The organism is Microbacterium sp. P03, assembly GCF_043556235.1.
Lineage (GTDB): Bacteria > Actinomycetota > Actinomycetes > Actinomycetales > Microbacteriaceae > Microbacterium.
Genome location: NZ_JBIGIM010000002.1, coordinates 490110 through 509096 on the forward strand (window position 1 = coordinate 490110; position 18987 = coordinate 509096).

Consider the following 18987-nt stretch of genomic DNA (forward strand, 5'->3'; position numbering starts at 1 on the left):
GTGGACACCATGGCCAGGAGCACCAATCCGACCACCAGTGGTCGCGCGTCCGCGAAGGCGTCTCCGCCGCGCGCCCGAAAAGCCGATCCCAAGCCCGCGCCCGCCCCCAAACGGTACGTCGGCGAGCCCGAGAGGCCGCCTGTCGTGGTGCGCGCGTGGCTCGGACTGGCGCACGCGACGGGCGGCGTCTACCGCACCTTCGGCCCGGAGACACTCGAGAAGGATCAGCGCCGAGACGGGTTCCCCTTCCTGCTCGTGCTCCTGGCGGCCGTCGGTGCGGTCATCGAGTGGTTCTTCATCGGCACCGACGTCGCCGCCGCCATCAGCGCCTACTCGGTCGGCGGTCTCCTCGGACGCACGGCGTTCGTCCTGCCGGTCTTCCTGCTCGTGCTGGCCGGCTGGCTGTTCCGGCATCCGTCTTCCGTGCACGACAACGGCAGGATCGGCATCGGCTTCGGTTTGTTCCTCTGGACGATCGCGGGGTTCTGCCACGTGCTCGGCGACCGCCCGGCGCCCAAGGACGGCCTGCCCGCGCTCAGCGAGGCGGGCGGCCTGTTCGGCTGGATGATCGGGGAGCCGCTCGCACTCGGACTCACCGCGATCGGCGCGTGCGCCGTGCTGGGGCTTCTCACGATCCTCAGCATCCTGATCCTGACGAAGACCCCGCCCAACCACATCGGTCGTCGTCTCGGCGATCTCTACGCGTGGATGTTCGACGCGGAACGCCCCGACCCCGCCGCGAAGGGTCCGGTGTTCGCCGAGACCGGTGACACGAAGGTCGCGGATGCTGCGGCATCCGACCCCTCATTGCCCTGGTGGCGACGCAACAAGACCGGACGCGAAGAGGACCCGGACGACGGCGTGCTGTCGCAGGACCTCACCGAGCTCCTGCCCGTCGGATCTTCGGAGGGCGCTTTCGATCAGGCGATCCAGCCGCCCGTGCCGCCGCTTCCCGTCATGCCGGACGCCCTGACCGAAGTGATCGCCACCTCGGCCGCGGCACCCGTCATCCCCCCGCGCAAGAGCCGCGGCGACACCTCGCTGCGCGACGACAGCCCCGACTCCGACGACATGCTGCCGGGGCTTTCGGGGATCGGCAGCGATTCCGAGGGGATGCCTCCCGCCTCGCTGTATCGCCTGCCCTCGACGGCGACCCTCGCAGCCGGCACGCCGCACAAGGCGCGCTCCGCAGCCAACGACGAGATCGTCCGCGCCATCACCAGCGTGCTCGACCAATTTCAGGTCGACGCACGGGTGACCGGGTTCTCCCGCGGTCCGACGGTGACCCAGTACGAGATCGAGGTCGGCCCCGGCGTCAAAGTCGAGCGCATCACCGCCCTCACCAACAACATCGCCTATGCCGTGGCGTCCAATGAGGTGCGCATCCTCGCCCCGATCCCCGGCAAGAGCGCGATCGGCGTCGAGATCCCGAACACCGACCGCGAGATGGTGACGCTCGGCGACGTCCTGCGCTCGCAGGCGGCCGCGTCCAGCACCCATCCCATGACGATCGGCGTCGGCAAGGACGTCGGCGGCGGATACGTGGTGGCCAACCTCGCGAAGATGCCCCACCTCCTCGTGGCGGGCTCGACCGGATCGGGAAAGTCCAGCTTCGTGAACTCGATGATCACGAGCCTGCTCATGCGTGCCAAGCCGTCCGAGGTGCGCATGGTCCTGATCGACCCGAAGCGCGTCGAGCTCACGTCCTACGCTGGGGTGCCCCACCTGATCACCCCGATCATCACGAACCCGAAGAAGGCCGCCGAGGCGCTCCAGTGGGTCGTGAAGGAGATGGACATGCGGTACGACGATCTCGCGTCGTTCGGCTTCCGACACATCGACGACTTCAACAGGGCGGTCGTGGCGGACGAGATCATCCTCCCGCCGGGCAGTGAGCGGGTCCTCAAGCCCTACCCCTACCTCCTCGTCGTCGTCGACGAGCTCGCCGACCTCATGATGGTGGCGCCGCGCGACGTCGAGGATTCGATCGTCCGGATCACACAGCTCGCCCGGGCGAGCGGGATCCACCTCGTGCTCGCCACGCAGCGCCCCTCGGTCGATGTGGTCACCGGCCTCATCAAGGCCAACGTGCCGTCCCGCCTCGCCTTCGCCGTCACCAGCGTGACCGACAGCCGCGTCATCCTCGATCAGCCGGGTGCCGACCGGCTCATCGGTCAGGGGGACGCGCTCTTCCTGCCGATGGGGACGTCGAAGTCGATCCGCGTGCAGGGCGCCTGGGTCAGCGAGGCCGAGATCGAGAAGGTCGTCAAATACGTCACCGCGCAGGCCCGTCCGGAGTACCGCTCCGACGTCGCCGTCGAAGCGCAGAAGAAGCAGGTCGACGCCGACATCGGCGACGACCTCGAATTGCTCCTCGCCGCGGCCGAGCTGGTGGTTTCCACCCAGTTCGGCTCGACCTCGATGCTTCAGCGCAAGCTGCGTGTGGGCTTCGCCAAGGCCGGCCGCCTCATGGATCTGTTGGAGTCGCGCGAGATCGTCGGACCGTCGGAAGGGTCCAAGGCCCGCGACCTGCTGGTGTCCGTCGAGCAGCTTCCCGGTGTGCTGGCCCGTCTGCGGGGCGACGATGCACCCGCTGCCGCCGCGACGCCCGCCGGCGATGGCGCACCGCTTCGCCCGGCCGCGCCCGCCGACCCGGTCGATGCGCAGTTCGAGGGGTATCCGATCGTCGAGGAGGACGGCGACGAGGATGCCTGGGGTCTGACGGGACGCGACTGATGGCCGTCCCGCGGCAGCTGCCGAACGCGATCACGATCGCCCGGATCCTCCTCGCGCCGGTCTTCCTCTGGATGCTCCTCGCCGACGGCGGCGCCGACGGGCCTCTGCGCTGGTGGGCCGCGGTGCTGTTCATCGTCGCCATCGCCACCGACGGCATCGACGGCTATATCGCGCGCAGATACGAGATCGTCACCGACCTCGGCAAGCTGCTCGACCCGATCGCCGACAAGGTGCTCACGGGCTTCGCGTTCATCGGGCTCTCCATCCTCCTCGAGCTCCCCTGGTGGGTGACGATCATCGTCCTGATCCGCGAAGTCGGCATCACCGTGTATCGCTTCATGGTCGTGAGCGATCACGTGCTGGCCGCCGCGTGGATGGGAAAGCTCAAGACGGTCGCTCAGTCGGTCGCGCTGTCGCTCGCTCTCCTCCCGCTCGCGTCGGTCGTCGGGGATTGGATCGTCTGGGTCAACATCGTGACGATGTGGATCGCGGTGATACTCACGATCGCCAGCGGCCTGGACTACGTGATCACCGAGGCCCGTGCAGCCCGCTCGAAGAAGCGTCCGTGACAACGCCCTCGGGGGATGTCGAGGGGGGTGAGGTCGACTTCCCGCACGATGCGGAGCGTCTGCTGTCGGCGCTGCGGGAGCGCGGATGGTCGCTCGCTGTCGCGGAATCGCTCACCGGGGGGCTGCTCGCGGCATCCGTCGTCGCCGTCCCCGGCGCGTCCGCATCTTTTCGCGGGGGAGTGGTCGCCTACGCCACCGAGGTGAAGCACACCGTGCTCGGTGTGGACGCCGGCCTGCTGGCCGCACACGGTCCCGTGCACCCCGATGTGGCCGCGCAGATGGCCGTGGGGGTTCGGCGAGCGCTCGAGGGCGCAGACGGCCCTGTAGACGTCGGCATCGCGACGACCGGTATCGCCGGACCGCAGTCCCCGGACGGGCAGCCCGTGGGTACGGTCCACATCGGCGTCGCCACCCCCAACGGCATTTCCGTGCGCTCGCTGACGCTGCGGGGGACGCGCGACGAGATCCGGACGCAGACCGTCCGGCTGGCCCTCGCCACCGCATCCGCCTCGCTCTGACACCGCGCGCCCGTGCGGGAATAGGCCGTGTTTCCGCTCGGTTACATTCGGCGATTCCCACCCTTTCCCCAGCGCACGGGATTAGATTGGCACCAGTCGGTGTTGTACCGTAGTCCACCCAGACAACGGCAGGAACCAGCAGTGAGGAGGGGGCCCGAATGATACTTGTACGTCAAGAGATCGGTGAAGTCCTGCGTGACTTCCGTCAGCAGAAGGGTCGCACCCTCCGACAGGTCGCGAGTCGTGCGAGCGTCGCGCTCGGTTACCTCAGCGAGGTGGAGCGCGGTCAGAAAGAGGCTTCGAGCGAGATCCTCGCCTCTGTGGCCGATGCGCTGGATGTTCCCATCTCGACGATCATGCGCGAAGTGAGCGACCGTCTTTCGGTCGTCGAGGGCCTGCAGGTCTTCCCCGATGTCGTTCCTGACGAGCTCGTCGCGTCCGTCGACGCCGAGCTGTCGCTGCGCTGATCCGCCGAACGCGAGTCGCCCGTGCGTCGCAGTGAGTTCTTGCGCGCCATCGACGAGCAGTTCGGCGGTTCGGCCGCCGCGCTGGTCAACGACCTCGTGCTGGGCGGTGTGGGTGGTCTGACCCCCGCCCAGGCCCTTCGCGACGGCGTTCCGCCGCGCGAGATCTGGCTTGCGCTGTGCGATGAGGCCGATGTGCCGGTCACGCAGCGCTACGGCGTCGGACGGCTGGACCCGCGCCAGAAGTAGAGCTGTCGCGGCCATGTTCCGTGTGCCATCGCCGGCTGCCGGCCCGGCGCGGCGAGCCGTCTCCGAGCACGGCGTGTCGTCGAAGATCTGTTCGACAGCGGCGTAGGCTCCTGCACAGGTGATGCCGGTGACGAACTGTCCACGGTTACGAGCGGGTGCAGGTCCGGATGTCGGAGGCCCTTCGTAGCGTGAACAACGTCGAACGACACCACACGCCTTGTCGCAGCATCCGCCCCACCGGGTCGGAGCGCGACAGCCTACAGGCGACGGAACGCGAGCATAAGGAGCACGCCATGCCATCAACAGCTGACCGCGAGAAGGCCCTCGAATCGGCCCTCGCCCAGATCGACCGGCAGTTCGGGAAGGGCTCGGTCATGCGACTGGGCAGCGACGACCGTGCGCCGGTCGAAGTGATTCCGACGGGCTCGATCGCCCTCGACGTCGCTCTCGGCGTCGGTGGGCTCCCGCGCGGCCGCATCATCGAGATCTACGGCCCCGAATCCTCGGGAAAGACGACACTCACCCTCCATGCCATCGCGAACGCCCAGCGCAACGGCGGCATCGCCGCCTTCATCGATGCCGAGCACGCGCTCGATCCCGATTACGCGATGAAGCTCGGCGTCGACATCGACGCGCTGCTGGTGTCGCAGCCCGATACGGGTGAGCAGGCACTCGAGATCGCCGACATGCTCATTCGTTCGGGGTCGATCGATCTCATCGTCATCGACTCCGTGGCAGCGCTGGTGCCCCGTGCCGAGATCGAGGGGGAGATGGGCGACTCCCACGTCGGGCTGCAGGCGCGATTGATGTCGCAGGCTCTGCGCAAGCTCACCGGTGGCCTCAACCAGACCAATACGACCATGATCTTCATCAACCAGCTGCGCGAGAAGATCGGCGTGTTCTTCGGCTCGCCGGAGACCACCGCCGGTGGCAAGGCGCTCAAGTTCTACGCGTCCGTGCGCCTCGACATCCGTCGCATCGAGACACTCAAGGACGGCACCGACGCGGTCGGCAACCGCACCCGCGTGAAGGTCGTCAAGAACAAGATGGCTCCGCCCTTCAAGCAGGCCGAGTTCGACATCCTCTACGGCGTCGGCATCTCCCGCGAGGGCAGCCTGATCGACTTCGGCGTCGAGCACGAGATCGTGAAGAAGTCCGGCGCGTGGTACACCTACGACGGCGAGCAGCTCGGGCAGGGCAAGGAGAACGCGCGCAACTTCCTGCTCAAGAACCCGGATATCGCGGCCGACATCGAATCGAAGATCAAGACGAAGCTCGGCATCGGCACGCCGAAGCTCGTCGAGGCGCCTGTCGGTGCGCCGCCGGTGGCGGAGCTGACCAAGAAGCGCTCGGCCTGACGATGACGACGGAGCACGGGGGTGAGCGTGAACAGCTCGCCCCCGTCACCCCATTGTTCGGTGAACGTCGCGCCTCCGACACCGCCGGACCGCAGATGATCACCCGTGCCCTCCCAGATCGCCCGCGCAGAGCCGTGACATTCACCGATCTGCCCGAAGACGAGCTGCTCGTGGATGCCGCGCCCGAGGTGGGTCCGCCGGCACCGGCGTCCCCGTCGGCGCCGACGTCGTCACCGCGGCGCGGCACGGGCAGTCGCGGCGGTTCGCCGCGAGGTGGAGCGGGTGAGCAGATGACCGAGGCTGAGGCTGAGGCTGAGGTCGATGATCGTGCCGCCGTTATCGAGCGCGCGCGGGTGGCGCTCACCCGCAGCTTGGGTCGTCGGGGCCTGTCGATCGCCGAAGCGCGGTCGACCCTCCGCTCAGCGGGCCTCGACGCCGACGAGGTGGACGACGCCGTCGAAGACTTCGTGGCCCGTGGGTGGCTCGACGATGCGCTTCTGGCCGAACAGATCGTGCACGGCGCGACTACGCGCAAGGACATGGGTTCTCGAGCGATTCGACAACTGCTCGTCAAGCGTTTGGTGTCGCGGGATGTCGTCGACGCCGTCGTGGCAGAACTGCCGGATGACGACGTGGAGCGGGCCCTCGAATTCGCGACGACGAAAGCGCGTTCGCTTGTCCGTTATGACGATGAGACGGCGATGCGGCGTCTGATGGGTCAGTTGGGTAGGCGTGGATTCGGCGGGTCGGTCGCGAGCACTGCTGCGCGCACGGCGATGGCGCGGGCTCGGGATGAGGCAGGCGGCGGCAACGCCGTTCGATTCCGCTGAGCTGTCCCACGCTGGGCGCAGCCCCGTCGGTGCCTGTGATCTCGTATCGTGAGCCCTACCGGTGAAAGGGGCTCGGATGGCGATCGACGTGACAGGGCTGACCAAGCGTTACCGTTCGCTGACAGCGGTGGATGATCTGAGCTTCCATGTGGATGACGGACTCGTCTTCGCATTCCTCGGCACGAACGGCGCCGGCAAGTCGACGACGATCGGTTGCCTCACGACGACGCTTCCGTTCGAAGCGGGAACGGTGCAGATCGCCGGTCATGACGTCCGTTCCGACGGGGAGAGCGTGCGGGCCGAGATCGGAGTCGTGTTCCAGGATGCCCTGCTCGATCCCGAGCTCACCGTTCGCGAGAACCTGACGCTGCGGGCGACATTCGCGCGTCTCGACGCCGCGCGCACCCGTGCGCGCATCACGGCGTTGGCCGATCTGATCGAGTTGGGCGACTTTCTCGACCGCCGCTACGGCCGCCTTTCGGGCGGACAGAAGCGCCGTGTCGACATCGCTCGGGCGCTCCTGCACGAACCGCGCATCCTGTTCCTCGACGAGCCCACCGCGGGTCTCGATCCTGCGAGTCGCGCCGTCGTGTGGCGGACCATCCAGGAGCTGCGGCGGTCGTCCGGGCTCACGGTGTTCCTCACCACGCACTACATGGAGGAGACCGAGGAGGCCGATCGCGTGTGCATCATCGACCGCGGCCGCATCATCGCCGACGGCACCCCGACCGAGCTGCGGTCGACGTACAGTCGCAGCGTGCTGTCTGTCACGACGTCTGATCGGTCAGCCCTCGTGTCGTTGGCGGCCTCCCATGACCTCGTGGCGGAATCGACGACCGCGACGCTCGGACAGGCGGCTTCCGCACGCCGCGGCGACATCGTGACCATCGCCGTGCCCGACGCGGGCGTCGCCCGACGGATCCTCGCCGAGCACGGCGACGCGGTCCGGGACTTCGAGTTCCGTCACGGACGCATGGACGACGTCTTCCTGGCGTTGACGGGTCATGCCGGCGTCGACGACGCACAGGGAGCAGCTGCGTGAGGGTCGTCGCGGGGATCGTCGTCCGCAACCTCCGGCTCTTCTTCCGGGATCGCCTGAACGTCTTCTTCTCTCTGCTCGGCGCCATCATTCTCTTCGCCCTCTACACCCTGTTCCTCAGCAATCTGCAGACCACCGGTCTGACCGAGAGCTTCCCCGATGCCGGGGAGGGCGCCGTCAAGGCCTTCGTCGACAGCTGGATGTTCGCCGGCATCGTTCTGATCACCACCGTCACCACCGGCCTCGGTGCCCTGTCTGTGCTGGTGGACGACGCGCAATCCGGGAGATTCCGCGACTTCCTCGTCTCACCGATCCGCCGAGGGCAGATCGTGCTCGGCTATCTGATCGCCGCCGTCGCCGTCGCCGTCATCATGTCCCTGCTCGTCCTGGCGCTCAGTGTGATCTACCTGGGCCTCGTCGATGGACTGTGGCTCGGTCCCGCCGCGGTCCTGCGCGCTGCAGGCCTCGTCACCCTGTTCTGCTTCGCGTTCACGTCACTGTCGGCGCTCGTCGTGTCGTTCGTGCGCACGGCAAGCGCGTTCTCGGCGATGTCCACGATCATCGGCACGGTCCTGGGTTTCATCGCGGGCGCCTACATCCCGGTGGGATCTCTCCCCACCACCGTCGGCGATGTGATCAACGCGCTCCCCTTCGCGCAGGCGGGGATGCTGCTGCGCCGGGTCTTCACCGCGGAATCGCTCACCGCGGTGACCGGGGGGGAGCCTGCGTCCGACGAGGCGCTGCGCGCGGTCTACGGGATCGACTCGATCGTGGGGGAGTGGCTGGTGCCGACCGGCGTCGCGATCGCCGTCCTGGTGGGGATCACGGTCGTGTGCACGGCGCTGTCCGCGATGCGCATCCGGGCCCGCATCCGCTGAGCCTGATCGAGCGGCTGCCGGCGCGCCGTAGAATCGAGCAATCATGACTCTGCTGGATGGCACCCCCACGATCATCGCGCCCTCGCCCTCGGCGCACGACGAGAGCGGACGAGCACGCACCTACGAAGTGCGCACGTTCGGCTGTCAGATGAACGTCCACGACTCCGAGCGACTCTCGGGCTCCCTCGAGAGCGCCGGCTACGTGCCTGCCGCCGACGGTGCCGAGGCCGACGTCGTCGTCATCAACACGTGTGCTGTCCGAGACAACGCTGCAGGCAAGCTCTACGGCACCCTGGGGCACCTCAAGGCCCGCAAGGACCGGCACGAGGGCATGCAGATCGCGGTCGGCGGATGCATGGCGCAGATGGACAAGGACGTCGTGCTCGACAAGGCCCCATGGGTGGATGTCGTGTTCGGCACGCACAACATGGGCTCCTTGCCGAGTCTGCTCGAACGGGCGCGGCACAACGACGAGGCCGAGTTGGAGATCCTCGAGGCCCTCGAGGTCTTCCCCTCCACCCTTCCCACGAAACGCGATTCGGTCTACAGCGGGTGGGTGTCGATCTCGGTCGGCTGCAACAACACGTGCACCTTCTGCATCGTGCCGAGCCTGCGCGGCAAGGAGAAGGACCGTCGTCCCGGCGACATCCTGAACGAAGTGCGTCTGCTCGCTGAGGACGGTGCGATCGAGGTCACGCTCCTCGGCCAGAACGTCAACTCGTACGGCGTCGAGTTCGGCGACCGCCACGCCTTCGGAAAGCTGCTGCGCGCTGCCGGCCAGATCGACGGGCTGGAGCGCATCCGCTTCACGAGCCCGCACCCCGCTGCCTTCACCGACGACGTCATCGACGCGATGGCCGAGACGCCCGCCGTCATGCCCCAGCTGCACATGCCGCTCCAGTCCGGAAGCGATCGCGTATTGAAGAACATGCGCCGGTCCTACCGCAGCGAGAAGTTCCTGGGCATCCTCGACCGGGTTCGCGAGCGCATGCCGCACGCCGCCATCACCACCGACATCATCGTCGGCTTCCCCGGTGAGACCGAAGAGGACTTCCTCGACACGCTGCGCGTGGTCGAACAGGCCCGGTTCGCGAGCGCCTTCACGTTCCAGTATTCGATCCGTGAGGGCACACCCGCAGCGACCATGCCCGACCAGGTGCCGAAATCCGTCGTGCAGGACCGCTACGAGCGCCTCGCCGCCCTCCAGGAGCGCATCTCGCTCGAAGAGAACGAGAAGCAGGTCGGCCGGGAGGTTCAGGTCCTGGTCTCGCAGGGCGAGGGCAAGAAGGACGCCGCGACACATCGGCTCACCGGACGCGCAGAAGACAACCGCCTGGTCCACTTCGAACTGCCCGTCGGTTCCGACGTCCCCCGTCCGGGTGACGTGGTCAGCGTCGTCATCACCCGCGCGGCGCCTTTCCATCTCCTCGCGGATTCGCTCGACGGCGGCGCGCTGCGCATCCGCCGCACGCGGGCAGGCGACGCGTGGGACCGCACGCAGGCGGAATCCTGCGGCGTCCCCGCCGGCGCTGCGTCGTCGGGTGCCACCACCGCCGTCGCACTGGGGCTCCCCTCGCTGCGCATCGGGGTGTGAACAGCACCGATCACGAGGCGCCGCCGCGGCTGTGGGCGATCGTGGGGGCGACCGGTACTGGCAAGACTGGACTCTCGCTCGACCTCGCGCAGCACCTGTCCGCCCAGGGCAGGCCTGCTGAAATCATCAACGCCGACGCCATGCAGCTGTACCGCGGCATGGACGTCGGCACGGCGAAGCTCCGACCGGACGAGCAGCGCGGCATTCCGCACCACCTCTTCGACGTGCTCTCCGTCACTGAGGAGGCCGCCGTCGCCTGGTACCAGGAGGTCGCGCGGAACGCGGTTGCCGCCATCCACGAGCGCGGCGCCGATGCGATCCTGGTCGGCGGCTCGGGCCTGTACGTGTCCGGCGTGATCTACGACTTCCGGTTTCCGCCGCGTGATGAGGTCCTGCGGGCCCGGCTCGAGACCGAGCTCGCCGCGGACGGGCCCGGCGCGCTTTTCGCACGCCTGAGGGACGCCGACCCGGTGACCGCGGCCCGGATCGACCCGAGGAACGGCCGTCGTGTCGTGCGCGCCCTCGAAGTGCTGACCCAGGGCGAACAGACCCACGGTGCAGCACTTCCCGACGAACCGACGCTCTGGCAGGCCGGTACGCGCGTGATCGGGGTGCGGATGCCGCGCGACGAACTGGTGACCCGATTGGACACCCGGGTCGAGCGGATGTGGGAAGGAGGTCTGCTCGACGAGGTGAAGGACCTCCGGGAACGCGGCCTCGAGCGCGGTGTCACGGCGCGCCGCGCCATCGGCTACGCGCAGGCGCTGGCTCAGCTCGCGGGAGAACTCCCGCAGGATGCGGCGATCGCCGAGACCCGAGCGCTCACCCGTCGGTACGCGCGGCGTCAGGTGTCGTGGTTCCGGCGCTATCCGGGGGTCCGGTGGGTCGAGGGCGGCGGCCCCGTCGACCTCGAAGGACTCACAGGGTGGTCCTGAGACCGTCGTCCCCGATACTGGTCTCATGACCAGCATCCGGCCGTTCGCCCTCCGTGACACCGAATCCGTGATCTCCCTGTGGCAGGCGACCGGCCTGACCAAATCCTGGAACAACCCCCATCTCGACATCCGGCGAAAGCTCACCGTGCAGCCCGAACTCTTCCTGGTCGCTGTCGAAGGTGAAGATGTGATCGGTTCGGTGATGGCGGGCTATGACGGGCACCGGGGGTGGATCTACTACCTCGCCAGCGACCCCGCGCATCGTGGGGAGGGCATCGGACGCATCCTCGTCGAGCACGTGGAGGAGCTGCTGCTCGAGATGGGCTGCCCCAAGGTGCAGCTCATGGTCCGTCCGGGCAACGAAGATGTGCTCGGTTTCTACGACACGCTCGGGTACGAGCGGTTCGACACCACCACGACCGGCAAGCGACTCATCGCCGACTGAGGCCGGTCGTCTCCCTGGATAGGATCGTGGGATGCCGCAGACCATTCCGTTCACGAAGGGCCACGGCACCGGAAACGACTTCGTCCTGATCGCCGACCCCGACGGGCAGCTCGATCTCTCGGACGCGCAGGTCGCCGCGATGTGCGACCGGCGCTTCGGGATCGGTGCCGACGGCATCCTCCGGGTCGTCCGGTCCGTCGCCATCGCGGAGGGCGGGGCGACTCCGGACGCCGAGTGGTTCATGGACTACCGCAACGCCGACGGCTCAGCAGCCGAGATGTGCGGCAACGGCATCCGGGTCTTCGCGCGCTACCTGCTGCAGACCGACCTCGCCGACCTGGCCGAGGGCGGTTCGCTGCTCATCGGCACGCGCGCCGGCACCAAGGCCGTGTCGCTCCCCGGGGAGCACCTCGAAGTCGATCTCGGACCGTGGGTGGTCGCGGAGGATGACACCCTCGTGAGAGCCAGGGGGCTGCCGGTCGCGAGACCGGCGACGGGGATCGACGTCGGCAATCCGCACGTCGTCGTCGCGCTCGCCAGTGCGGCCGAACTCGATGACCTCGACCTGACCGCGCAGCCCGTGCTCGATCCCCGGCCACCGGACGGGGCGAACGTGGAGTTCGTCGTGCCGAGTGACCCGCTGGTGCGCAGCGGAGTCGGATCGATCACGATGCGCGTCTTCGAGCGGGGTGTCGGGGAGACCCTCAGCTGCGGCACGGGCGTCGCTGCGGCCGCACTGGCGGTACGTCACTGGGCAGGCGCCGCGGCACCCGACCAGTGGAGCGTCGGTGTACCGGGGGGAACGCTGGGCGTGCGCGTGCTGAACGGCCACGTCCTGCTCTCGGGGCCGGCCACGCTCGTCTTCAGCGGCGAGCTCACGTTGGCCTGACTCCTCAGACGGTCGCGACGGGCCCGGTGGCCGTCACCCCGTGCCGTCGGACCTTCAGCACCCGGAAACCCCGCCCGATGGCGGCGCGATGCACGCTGTACTCGTGCGGGAAGGTCGCTGCGATCCATCGCTGCAGCGAATCGGAGCCGAGGTTGCGCTGCACGACGAGCCAGGCATCCGATCTCTCATCCAGCCGCGGGATCCATCGCTCCAGCAGGCCGTGCAACTCGTTCTTGCCGACGCGGATGGGCGGATTCGAACGGATGCTGCGGAACACGACATCGTCGGGAACATCATCGGGCAGCACGGCGTTGACATTGGTGAGGCCGAGGATGTCGCAATTGCGACGGACGAGGTCGAGTGCGCGTTCGTTGACGTCGACGGCCCACACGGTGGCGTGCGGAGCGTCGAGTGCCAGCGACAGCGCGATCGGACCCCACCCGCAGCCGAGGTCGAGCAGGTGGCCCCCCGGCGGCGGCGGGGGGGTGTTCGCGAGAAGCACTGCGGTGCCGGTGTCGATGTGATCAGGACTGAACACACCGCCCGCAGTCACCACCTCGACGGATCTGCCGGAGAGTGTGACGCGGATGCGGCGAAGGTTCTCGGCACTGGACGGAGACGCGCTGAAGTAATGATCGCTCCCCATGCAGGCGAGCGTACCGGAGACCCCGCCCACGGCGGGAGGCTAGAATTCACGGACCCTTGGAAAGGACCCCATGACAGACATCTCGACACCTTCGAGCACCGACGAGACGTCGGTCGACCCGGTGGATCGCGTTCTCTCGCGGTCGGAGGCGCGCTCGGGTGTGCGGGTATTCGGGTCTGCTCAGGCGCTTCAGGATGCCACCACCACGGTCGGCGCTCACAGCGACGGCGAGCAGTGGGATCGGGAGGAGCGCGCCGCGCTGCGTCGTGTGCCCGGACTCTCCACGGAGCTCCAGGACGTCACCGAGGTCGAGTACCGCCAACTGCGGCTCGAGAACGTCATCCTCGTGGGTGTGCACCCGCAGGGTGAGCAGGGCGACGCCGAGAATTCCCTCCGCGAACTCGCGGCACTGGCGGAGACCGCCGGCGCCGTCGTGCTCGACGGCGTGCTGCAGCGTCGTCCGCATCCCGATCCGGCGACCTATCTCGGTCGAGGCAAGGCGCAGGAGCTCCGCGACCTCGTCGCCGCTCTCGGCGCCGACACGGTCATCGCCGACACCGAACTCGCGGCCTCTCAGCGGCGCGCGCTCGAGGACGTCGTGAAGGTGAAGGTCATCGACCGCACGACGGTCATCCTCGATATCTTCAGTCAGCACGCCAAGAGCCGTGAGGGCAAGGCGCAGGTCGAGCTCGCGCAGCTCGAGTACCTCCTCCCGCGACTGCGTGGTTGGGGTGACTCGATGAGCCGCCAGGCAGGTGGCCAGGTCGGCGCGGGCGGTGCCGGTATGGGCTCGCGTGGTCCGGGTGAGACGAAGATCGAACTCGATCGTCGGCGCATCCGCACCCGCATGGCCATCCTCCGCCGGCAGCTGCGCGACTTCGCACCCGCCCGCGACGCCAAGCGGGCCGAGCGCAAGCGCAACACCGTGCCGTCGGTGGCGATCGCCGGTTATACGAACGCCGGCAAGTCGAGTCTGCTCAACCGTCTGACGAGCGCGGGCGTCCTGGTCGAGAACGCCCTGTTCGCGACCCTCGATGCCACGGTGCGACGCGCCGAGGCATCCGACGGCCGCGTGTACACGCTGACGGACACGGTCGGATTCGTCCGCAATCTGCCCCATCAGCTCGTCGAGGCGTTCCGCTCGACGCTGGAAGAGGTGGCCGACGCCGACGTGATCGTCCACGTCGTGGATGCCGCGCACCCCGATCCGGCAGCACAGCTGCAGACCGTGCGTGACGTCATGGGCGACGTCGGAGCGCGTGACGTGCCCGAGCTGGTCGTCTTCAACAAGGCCGACCTCGTCGACGACGATACCCGCCTCGTCCTGCGCGGACTCGAGCCGAAGGCCCTCTTCGCGTCATCGCGTTCCGGCGAGGGTATCGACGAGCTGCGTGCCGCGATCGAGCAGGCTCTGCCGATGCCTGCGGTCGAGGTGCGCGCGGTCGTCCCGTACGACCGCGGAGACCTCGTGTCCGCGGTGCACGGCACGGGCATCATCATGAGCGAGAGTCACGAGCCCGAGGGCACGGCGCTGCATGCGCACGTATCGGCGCGGCTCGCGGCCGAGCTCACGCCCTTCCTGGCGTGACGGCGACGCTCGTCCGTCGCGGGGCGAACCACTCGTCACTCGTCACTCGAGGGTGAGCGTCGGCACGTCCGCGGGCGTGAAGCCGAACACCTGACCGAAGAAGCTGACCTCGGCCTCCAGGCATGCGATCACCGTCTCGGGTCGGCGGAAACCGTGCGACTCGCCTTCGAACGCGAGGTACGCGTGCGGGATCCCGCGGGCTGCCAGCGCGTCGCGCACCGCTTCGGACTGCGTAGGCGGCACGACGGGGTCATCCAGCCCCTGTTCGATCAGCATGGGCGTGGTGAAGCGGTCCAGGTGCGAGAGCGGTGACCGTTCCACGTAAACGGCCTCGTCCTGCGGGTACGGCCCGACCAAGCCGTCGAGGTAGCGCGCTTCGAAGTCGTGGGTGTCCTCGGCCAGAGCCCGGAGGTCGGCCACGCCGTACCGGCTGACCCCCGCGGCGAAGCGGTCGGTCGCCGTCAGCGCGCAGAGCACGGTCCATCCGCCCGCCGATCCCCCCCGGATCGCGAGTCGGCTGCCGTCCGCGAGGCCCGCCTCGACGAGCCCCTCCGCTGCGGCCACGACATCGTCGCGGTCGACGATGCCCCACTGCCCGCTGAGACGCTCCCGGTAGGCCCGGCCGTAGCCGGTCGACCCGCCGTAGTTGACGTCCAGCACACCGATGCCACGGCTCGTGAAGTATGCGATATCGAGCGATGCCCCGCCCGACACGTTCGAGGTGGGGCCGCCATGTGCGAGCACGAGGTACGGAGGTGCGCCGTCGGCGGCGGGCTGGTCGGGATTGACGGGCGCGTACGCGAACGCATGGACGGGCCCGTGCGGGCCCTCGAACGTCATGGCCCGCGAGCGGGACAGCCAGGCGGCATCCGGTGCGGCGTCGACCGTGCCGCGCACCAGGGATGCGGACGGAGTGGCGTCGTCGAGGTCGATCTCCCAGAGGCCGCCCAGCGTGGACACTCCGGAACCCGTGAAGAGCACGCGGGCGCCGCGGACGTCGTGCAGCAGGAGGCGGGACGAGACATCGGTCGGGATGTCTCGCACGGTGCCGTCCACCTCGATGAGGGCGAGTTCATCCGAGCCGTTCGTACGGACCGTCAGCACTCGTCCGTCGCCGAGCGGCGCGAACCACCGAATACCGAGGTTCCACAGTGGTCCACCGGTATCGGCGTCGACAGGGGCGACCGCCACCGGCCCCTCGTCCTGCGTGGTGACGTCCACCCGGTACAGGTTCCAGCGTCCGGAACGATCGGACGCCACCCGCAGCTCGCGCTCGTCGATCCACTCGGGCTGCACCACCGATTCCTCCGGTCCGCCGAGGATCGTTCGGACGTCGGAGACCCGACCGTGGGCGTCCCGGTCGCCGATGCGCAACTCGGTACCGTCCCACGGCATGCGGGGGTGATCCCAGGCGATCCATGCCAGACGCTCGCCATCGGGGGAGACGCGGGGGTACGCGGCGAAATCACTCCCCGACACGAGGGACATGATCGCCGTTTCGTCATCGCGGGCCGAGCCGTCGAGGGGGATCGAGACGATGTCCCGGCGAGGGGCGCGCGACGCTCCGTCGGTCTCGCGCACCGCGAGCAGCTCGCCGTGCTGCACCGCGAGGTCGGCGAACCGCATTCCGAGCGCGGCCGGAGTCAGCGGCGCCGGCTGCTCGCCCGGCGTCTGCACCCAGACCCTCTGATCGGTGCTCTCGACGAAGTAGAGCGTCCCGTCCGCCGTCGCCGTCCACGCCGCCCCGCCGTACTCGTGGACGCGCGAGCGGACGTCCCACGGGCGAGGCAACATCGTCTCGGGCTCGCCGCCGTCCGCGGCGGTCCGTCGCACGGTCGATCGTCCGCTTTCCGCGGGCATCCGCTCCAGCCACCAGATCGCGTCACCGACGTAGCGGGCATCGGTCACGGGGTGAGACCCGGCCGCCACGATCCGCGCCGAGATGGGGGAGGGCCAGGAGCCGTAGGCAGAGGGTGCGTTCACCCACTCCACGCTACGCGCAGGACGTCCGCGCGGACGTCTCCGAGGCGTGACCTCAGCCGGGGATCGGATGCTGCAACCGGACGCATCCGCGTCTGTGAACGCTGGTCAGGGGAGCGCGCCACGGGGCACGTCGGCAGCGTCCGCGTCGATTGTGGCGGGGGCGTCGCCGACGAACGCTGCGTCGCGCTTCTGGACGAGTTCCGTGAGCCACCACACGAGGGCGCTGACGATGACGACGAGGAAGATGTCGCCCACGCTCAGCGGGCGCAGGAGCAGGAGCCAGAGCACCATCAGCACGCCGAGCACGACGCGGACCAGAACCCGCTGCTGGAACATCCAGGTGCCGAATCGCCCGGTGTTCACTCCGCGGAGCGTGAGCGTGGAGCGGATGCTGTCGTTCACCGCCGCGATCCCGCCCCGAACGGCTCGTGCACCGCGCCACCGCCCGCTCACCCACGCGAGGAGGGCGATGATGATGCCGACGACCATGACGACCACTGCGGTGTGCTGCATCGCGGCGACGACCGCCGTGTAGACCGCTGTGAGGGCGGTGGCCGGCACTCCCAGGTTGGTGGCGCTCAGGCCGAGGACCGTACCGCCGACGGCGATACCCGTCGCGACGGACAGCCCACCGAGCGCCAGTCCCACGCCCGAGCCCAGCACGGCGGTACTCCGCCGTCGGGCGATCAGGATACCGGTCACGAACAGCGCGAGCGCCACGAAGGGGAGCCACCAGCCGACGGTCACCGCCAGTGTGTACACGACGCCCACAGTGGCCAGCGCGTCGCTCTGCGCGATGACGATGGTGCGGTCGATCGTCGGAATTGCGGACGCGAACCCGACACCCTGGTCGAGCAGTCGCTGCTTGACGGCGTCCACGATCGGCCCGAGGGCGATGCCGAGCTCGCCGGAGTCGCTGATCGTGACCGCGCCGTTCGCGCTCCCGCCGTTCGCCGTCGCGACGAGCGCGCGGTGACTCGCCACGAGAGTCGTCTGCCAGATTCCCGAGAACGCGTCCGACGCGACCACCCGGCTGACCGTGGTGGTCACCAGACCGTCGAGTGCCTGGGCGGCGGGGCCGCGCAGCAGATCGATGGATGACAGCGCGGCGGGCGGGAGGTCGAGGGTGGCCACGCCGTCGAACAGGTCATCCGTGATCCCGTCGAGGTCGACCGACTCCGTGATGGCCGACGATGCCTGATCGACGATGACCGCCTGCACGGAAGGATCGTCGATGAGCGGGGCGAAGGTCGACACGAAGGCGGTCTCGTCGACGAGCTGCGCGCGTGCCCATCCCGCGATGATCGTCGTGGGGATGAGCAGCGCTGCGACGATGATGCAGAAGGCGGAAAGCACCGCACGCCATCCTGTGCCGGGAGGGCCGGTCCTCGTGGCGGGCCGGGGCGCGTCCGCCCGCAGCCGTGCGTTCTCCGCCTCGAGGCGGTCGAGCCGAGCCTGGAGTTCATCGACGGATGAGGGTGTGGTGCTGCCGGCGAGGGTCATTGCTCACTTATAGCGCGGAAACACCGCGCCGGACAGGGCTTCCGAGCGCAGCGCCGCGCGGGGGGCGGGTCAGACGGCGCGCAGAACGGCCACGATGCGCCCGAGAACCACGGCGTCGTCGCCCAGGATCGGTTCGAACGCCGAGTTGCGCGGAAGCAGCCACGTGTGACCGTCCCGTCGACGGAACGTCTTGACGGTCGCCTCGCCGTCGAGCATCGCCGCAACGATGTCACCGTTCTCGGCATCCGCCTGCGAGCGCACGACGACCCAGTCGCCATCGCAGATCGCCGCGTCGATCATCGACTCGCCCGAGATCTTGAGCATGAACAGGTCACCCTTGCCGACCAGCTGACGCGGAAGCGGGAAGATCTCCTCCACCTGCTGCTCCGCGGTGATCGGCACGCCGGCGGCGATGCGACCGACGAGCGGCACCATGGCCGCGTCGCCGACGGCGGGGGCGGAATCGGCGGGGTTCTCCGTCGACATGCCGGGCAGATCGATGAGGACTTCCATCGCGCGGGTCTTGCCGGGGTCGCGACGCAGGTATCCGCTCAACTCGAGCTGATTCAACTGGTGGGTCACGCTCGACAGCGACTTGAGATCGACCGCGTCGCCGATTTCGCGCATGCTCGGCGGGTAGCCGTGGCGTGCGATCGAACGCTGGATGACCTCGAGGATCGCGATCTGCTTGTCGCTCAGACTCTTCCGCCTGCGCGTCTGGGGCTTCTCCCGCGGGGTGGCCTCGCTCATGATCTCTCCTACT

General features: G+C 68.7%; 18 protein-coding genes. 14 read left to right on the plus strand and 4 right to left on the minus strand.

The features are described from left to right. Positions 1–9: 9 nt before the first annotated feature. The 13 genes from ACFXOO_RS09420 to dapF all read left to right on the plus strand — a co-directional run bounded on the left by ACFXOO_RS09420 (position 10) and on the right by dapF (position 12504). A complete protein-coding gene (locus tag ACFXOO_RS09420) occupies positions 10–2736 on the plus strand; it encodes a DNA translocase FtsK 4TM domain-containing protein (RefSeq protein WP_378840475.1) in 2727 nt (908 codons plus the stop codon). After that, a complete protein-coding gene (gene pgsA / locus ACFXOO_RS09425) occupies positions 2736–3305 on the plus strand; it encodes a CDP-diacylglycerol--glycerol-3-phosphate 3-phosphatidyltransferase (protein WP_378840473.1) in 570 nt (189 codons plus the stop codon). Before ACFXOO_RS09420 ends, pgsA begins: the two co-directional genes overlap by 1 nt. Next, on the plus strand, positions 3302–3823 hold the full coding sequence (locus ACFXOO_RS09430) for a CinA family protein (protein WP_394563396.1): 522 nt from the start codon (positions 3302–3304) through the stop codon (positions 3821–3823). The genes pgsA and ACFXOO_RS09430 overlap by 4 nt, the downstream gene beginning before the upstream one ends. A 158-nt stretch (positions 3824–3981) precedes the next feature. Then, positions 3982–4290, plus strand: coding sequence for a helix-turn-helix domain-containing protein (locus ACFXOO_RS09435; protein ID WP_378840468.1), 309 nt, complete (start codon positions 3982–3984; stop codon positions 4288–4290). 21 nt (positions 4291–4311) lie between these two features. Beyond that, a complete protein-coding gene (locus ACFXOO_RS09440; RefSeq protein ID WP_394563397.1) occupies positions 4312–4536 on the plus strand; it encodes a DUF3046 domain-containing protein in 225 nt (74 codons plus the stop codon). Between the two features lie 293 nt (positions 4537–4829). Beyond that, positions 4830–5894 carry a recombinase RecA gene (recA, locus tag ACFXOO_RS09445; RefSeq protein ID WP_378840463.1) on the plus strand — a complete coding sequence of 355 codons (1065 nt, stop codon included), beginning with the start codon at positions 4830–4832 and terminating at the stop codon, positions 5892–5894. 134 nt (positions 5895–6028) lie between these two features. Continuing rightward, positions 6029–6724 (plus strand): regulatory protein RecX, encoded by a 696-nt coding sequence (locus ACFXOO_RS09450; RefSeq protein WP_394563398.1) that lies wholly within the window; start codon positions 6029–6031, stop codon positions 6722–6724. Positions 6725–6800: 76 nt separating this feature from the next. Continuing rightward, the gene (locus ACFXOO_RS09455) at positions 6801–7766 is read left to right on the plus strand and encodes an ATP-binding cassette domain-containing protein (RefSeq protein ID WP_394563399.1); all 966 of its coding nucleotides are present in this window, start codon (positions 6801–6803) and stop codon (positions 7764–7766) included. Further along, positions 7763–8641 (plus strand): ABC transporter permease, encoded by an 879-nt coding sequence (locus ACFXOO_RS09460; RefSeq protein ID WP_394563400.1) that lies wholly within the window; start codon positions 7763–7765, stop codon positions 8639–8641. Before ACFXOO_RS09455 ends, ACFXOO_RS09460 begins: the two co-directional genes overlap by 4 nt. A gap of 43 nt (positions 8642–8684) precedes the next feature. After that, complete coding sequence (gene miaB, locus ACFXOO_RS09465; RefSeq protein WP_378854151.1) at positions 8685–10235, plus strand: tRNA (N6-isopentenyl adenosine(37)-C2)-methylthiotransferase MiaB; 1551 nt, start codon at positions 8685–8687, stop codon at positions 10233–10235. After that, positions 10232–11170, plus strand: coding sequence for a tRNA (adenosine(37)-N6)-dimethylallyltransferase MiaA (gene miaA / locus ACFXOO_RS09470; protein WP_378854153.1), 939 nt, complete (start codon positions 10232–10234; stop codon positions 11168–11170). The genes miaB and miaA overlap by 4 nt, the downstream gene beginning before the upstream one ends. Positions 11171–11195: 25 nt before the next feature. Continuing rightward, positions 11196–11615 carry a GNAT family acetyltransferase gene (locus ACFXOO_RS09475; RefSeq protein WP_378840447.1) on the plus strand — a complete coding sequence of 140 codons (420 nt, stop codon included), beginning with the start codon at positions 11196–11198 and terminating at the stop codon, positions 11613–11615. A gap of 31 nt (positions 11616–11646) precedes the next feature. After that, entirely contained in the window at positions 11647–12504 is an 858-nt protein-coding gene (dapF, locus tag ACFXOO_RS09480; RefSeq protein ID WP_378854155.1) for a diaminopimelate epimerase, read from the plus strand. A gap of 4 nt (positions 12505–12508) precedes the next feature. Here the strand turns inward: dapF and ACFXOO_RS09485 are convergent, their stop codons facing one another. Beyond that, positions 12509–13150, minus strand: a complete 642-nt coding sequence (locus tag ACFXOO_RS09485) for a class I SAM-dependent methyltransferase (protein ID WP_378840695.1) — start codon at positions 13148–13150, stop codon at positions 12509–12511. A 70-nt stretch (positions 13151–13220) separates the two neighbouring features. Here ACFXOO_RS09485 and hflX point away from each other — a divergent pair, with 70 nt between their 5' ends. After that, positions 13221–14738 carry a GTPase HflX gene (hflX, locus tag ACFXOO_RS09490; RefSeq protein ID WP_378854157.1) on the plus strand — a complete coding sequence of 506 codons (1518 nt, stop codon included), beginning with the start codon at positions 13221–13223 and terminating at the stop codon, positions 14736–14738. Positions 14739–14780: 42 nt separating this feature from the next. Here hflX and ACFXOO_RS09495 read toward each other — a convergent pair whose 3' ends face one another. The 3 genes from ACFXOO_RS09495 to lexA all read right to left on the minus strand — a co-directional run bounded on the left by ACFXOO_RS09495 (position 14781) and on the right by lexA (position 18974). Continuing rightward, on the minus strand, positions 14781–16721 hold the full coding sequence (locus ACFXOO_RS09495) for a prolyl oligopeptidase family serine peptidase (protein WP_378854159.1): 1941 nt from the start codon (positions 16719–16721) through the stop codon (positions 14781–14783). A 105-nt stretch (positions 16722–16826) separates the two neighbouring features. Beyond that, on the minus strand, positions 16827–18224 hold the full coding sequence (locus ACFXOO_RS09500) for a hypothetical protein (RefSeq protein ID WP_394563401.1): 1398 nt from the start codon (positions 18222–18224) through the stop codon (positions 16827–16829). Between the two features lie 69 nt (positions 18225–18293). Continuing rightward, positions 18294–18974 carry a transcriptional repressor LexA gene (gene lexA, locus ACFXOO_RS09505; protein ID WP_378840435.1) on the minus strand — a complete coding sequence of 227 codons (681 nt, stop codon included), beginning with the start codon at positions 18972–18974 and terminating at the stop codon, positions 18294–18296. Positions 18975–18987: the final 13 nt, after the last annotated feature.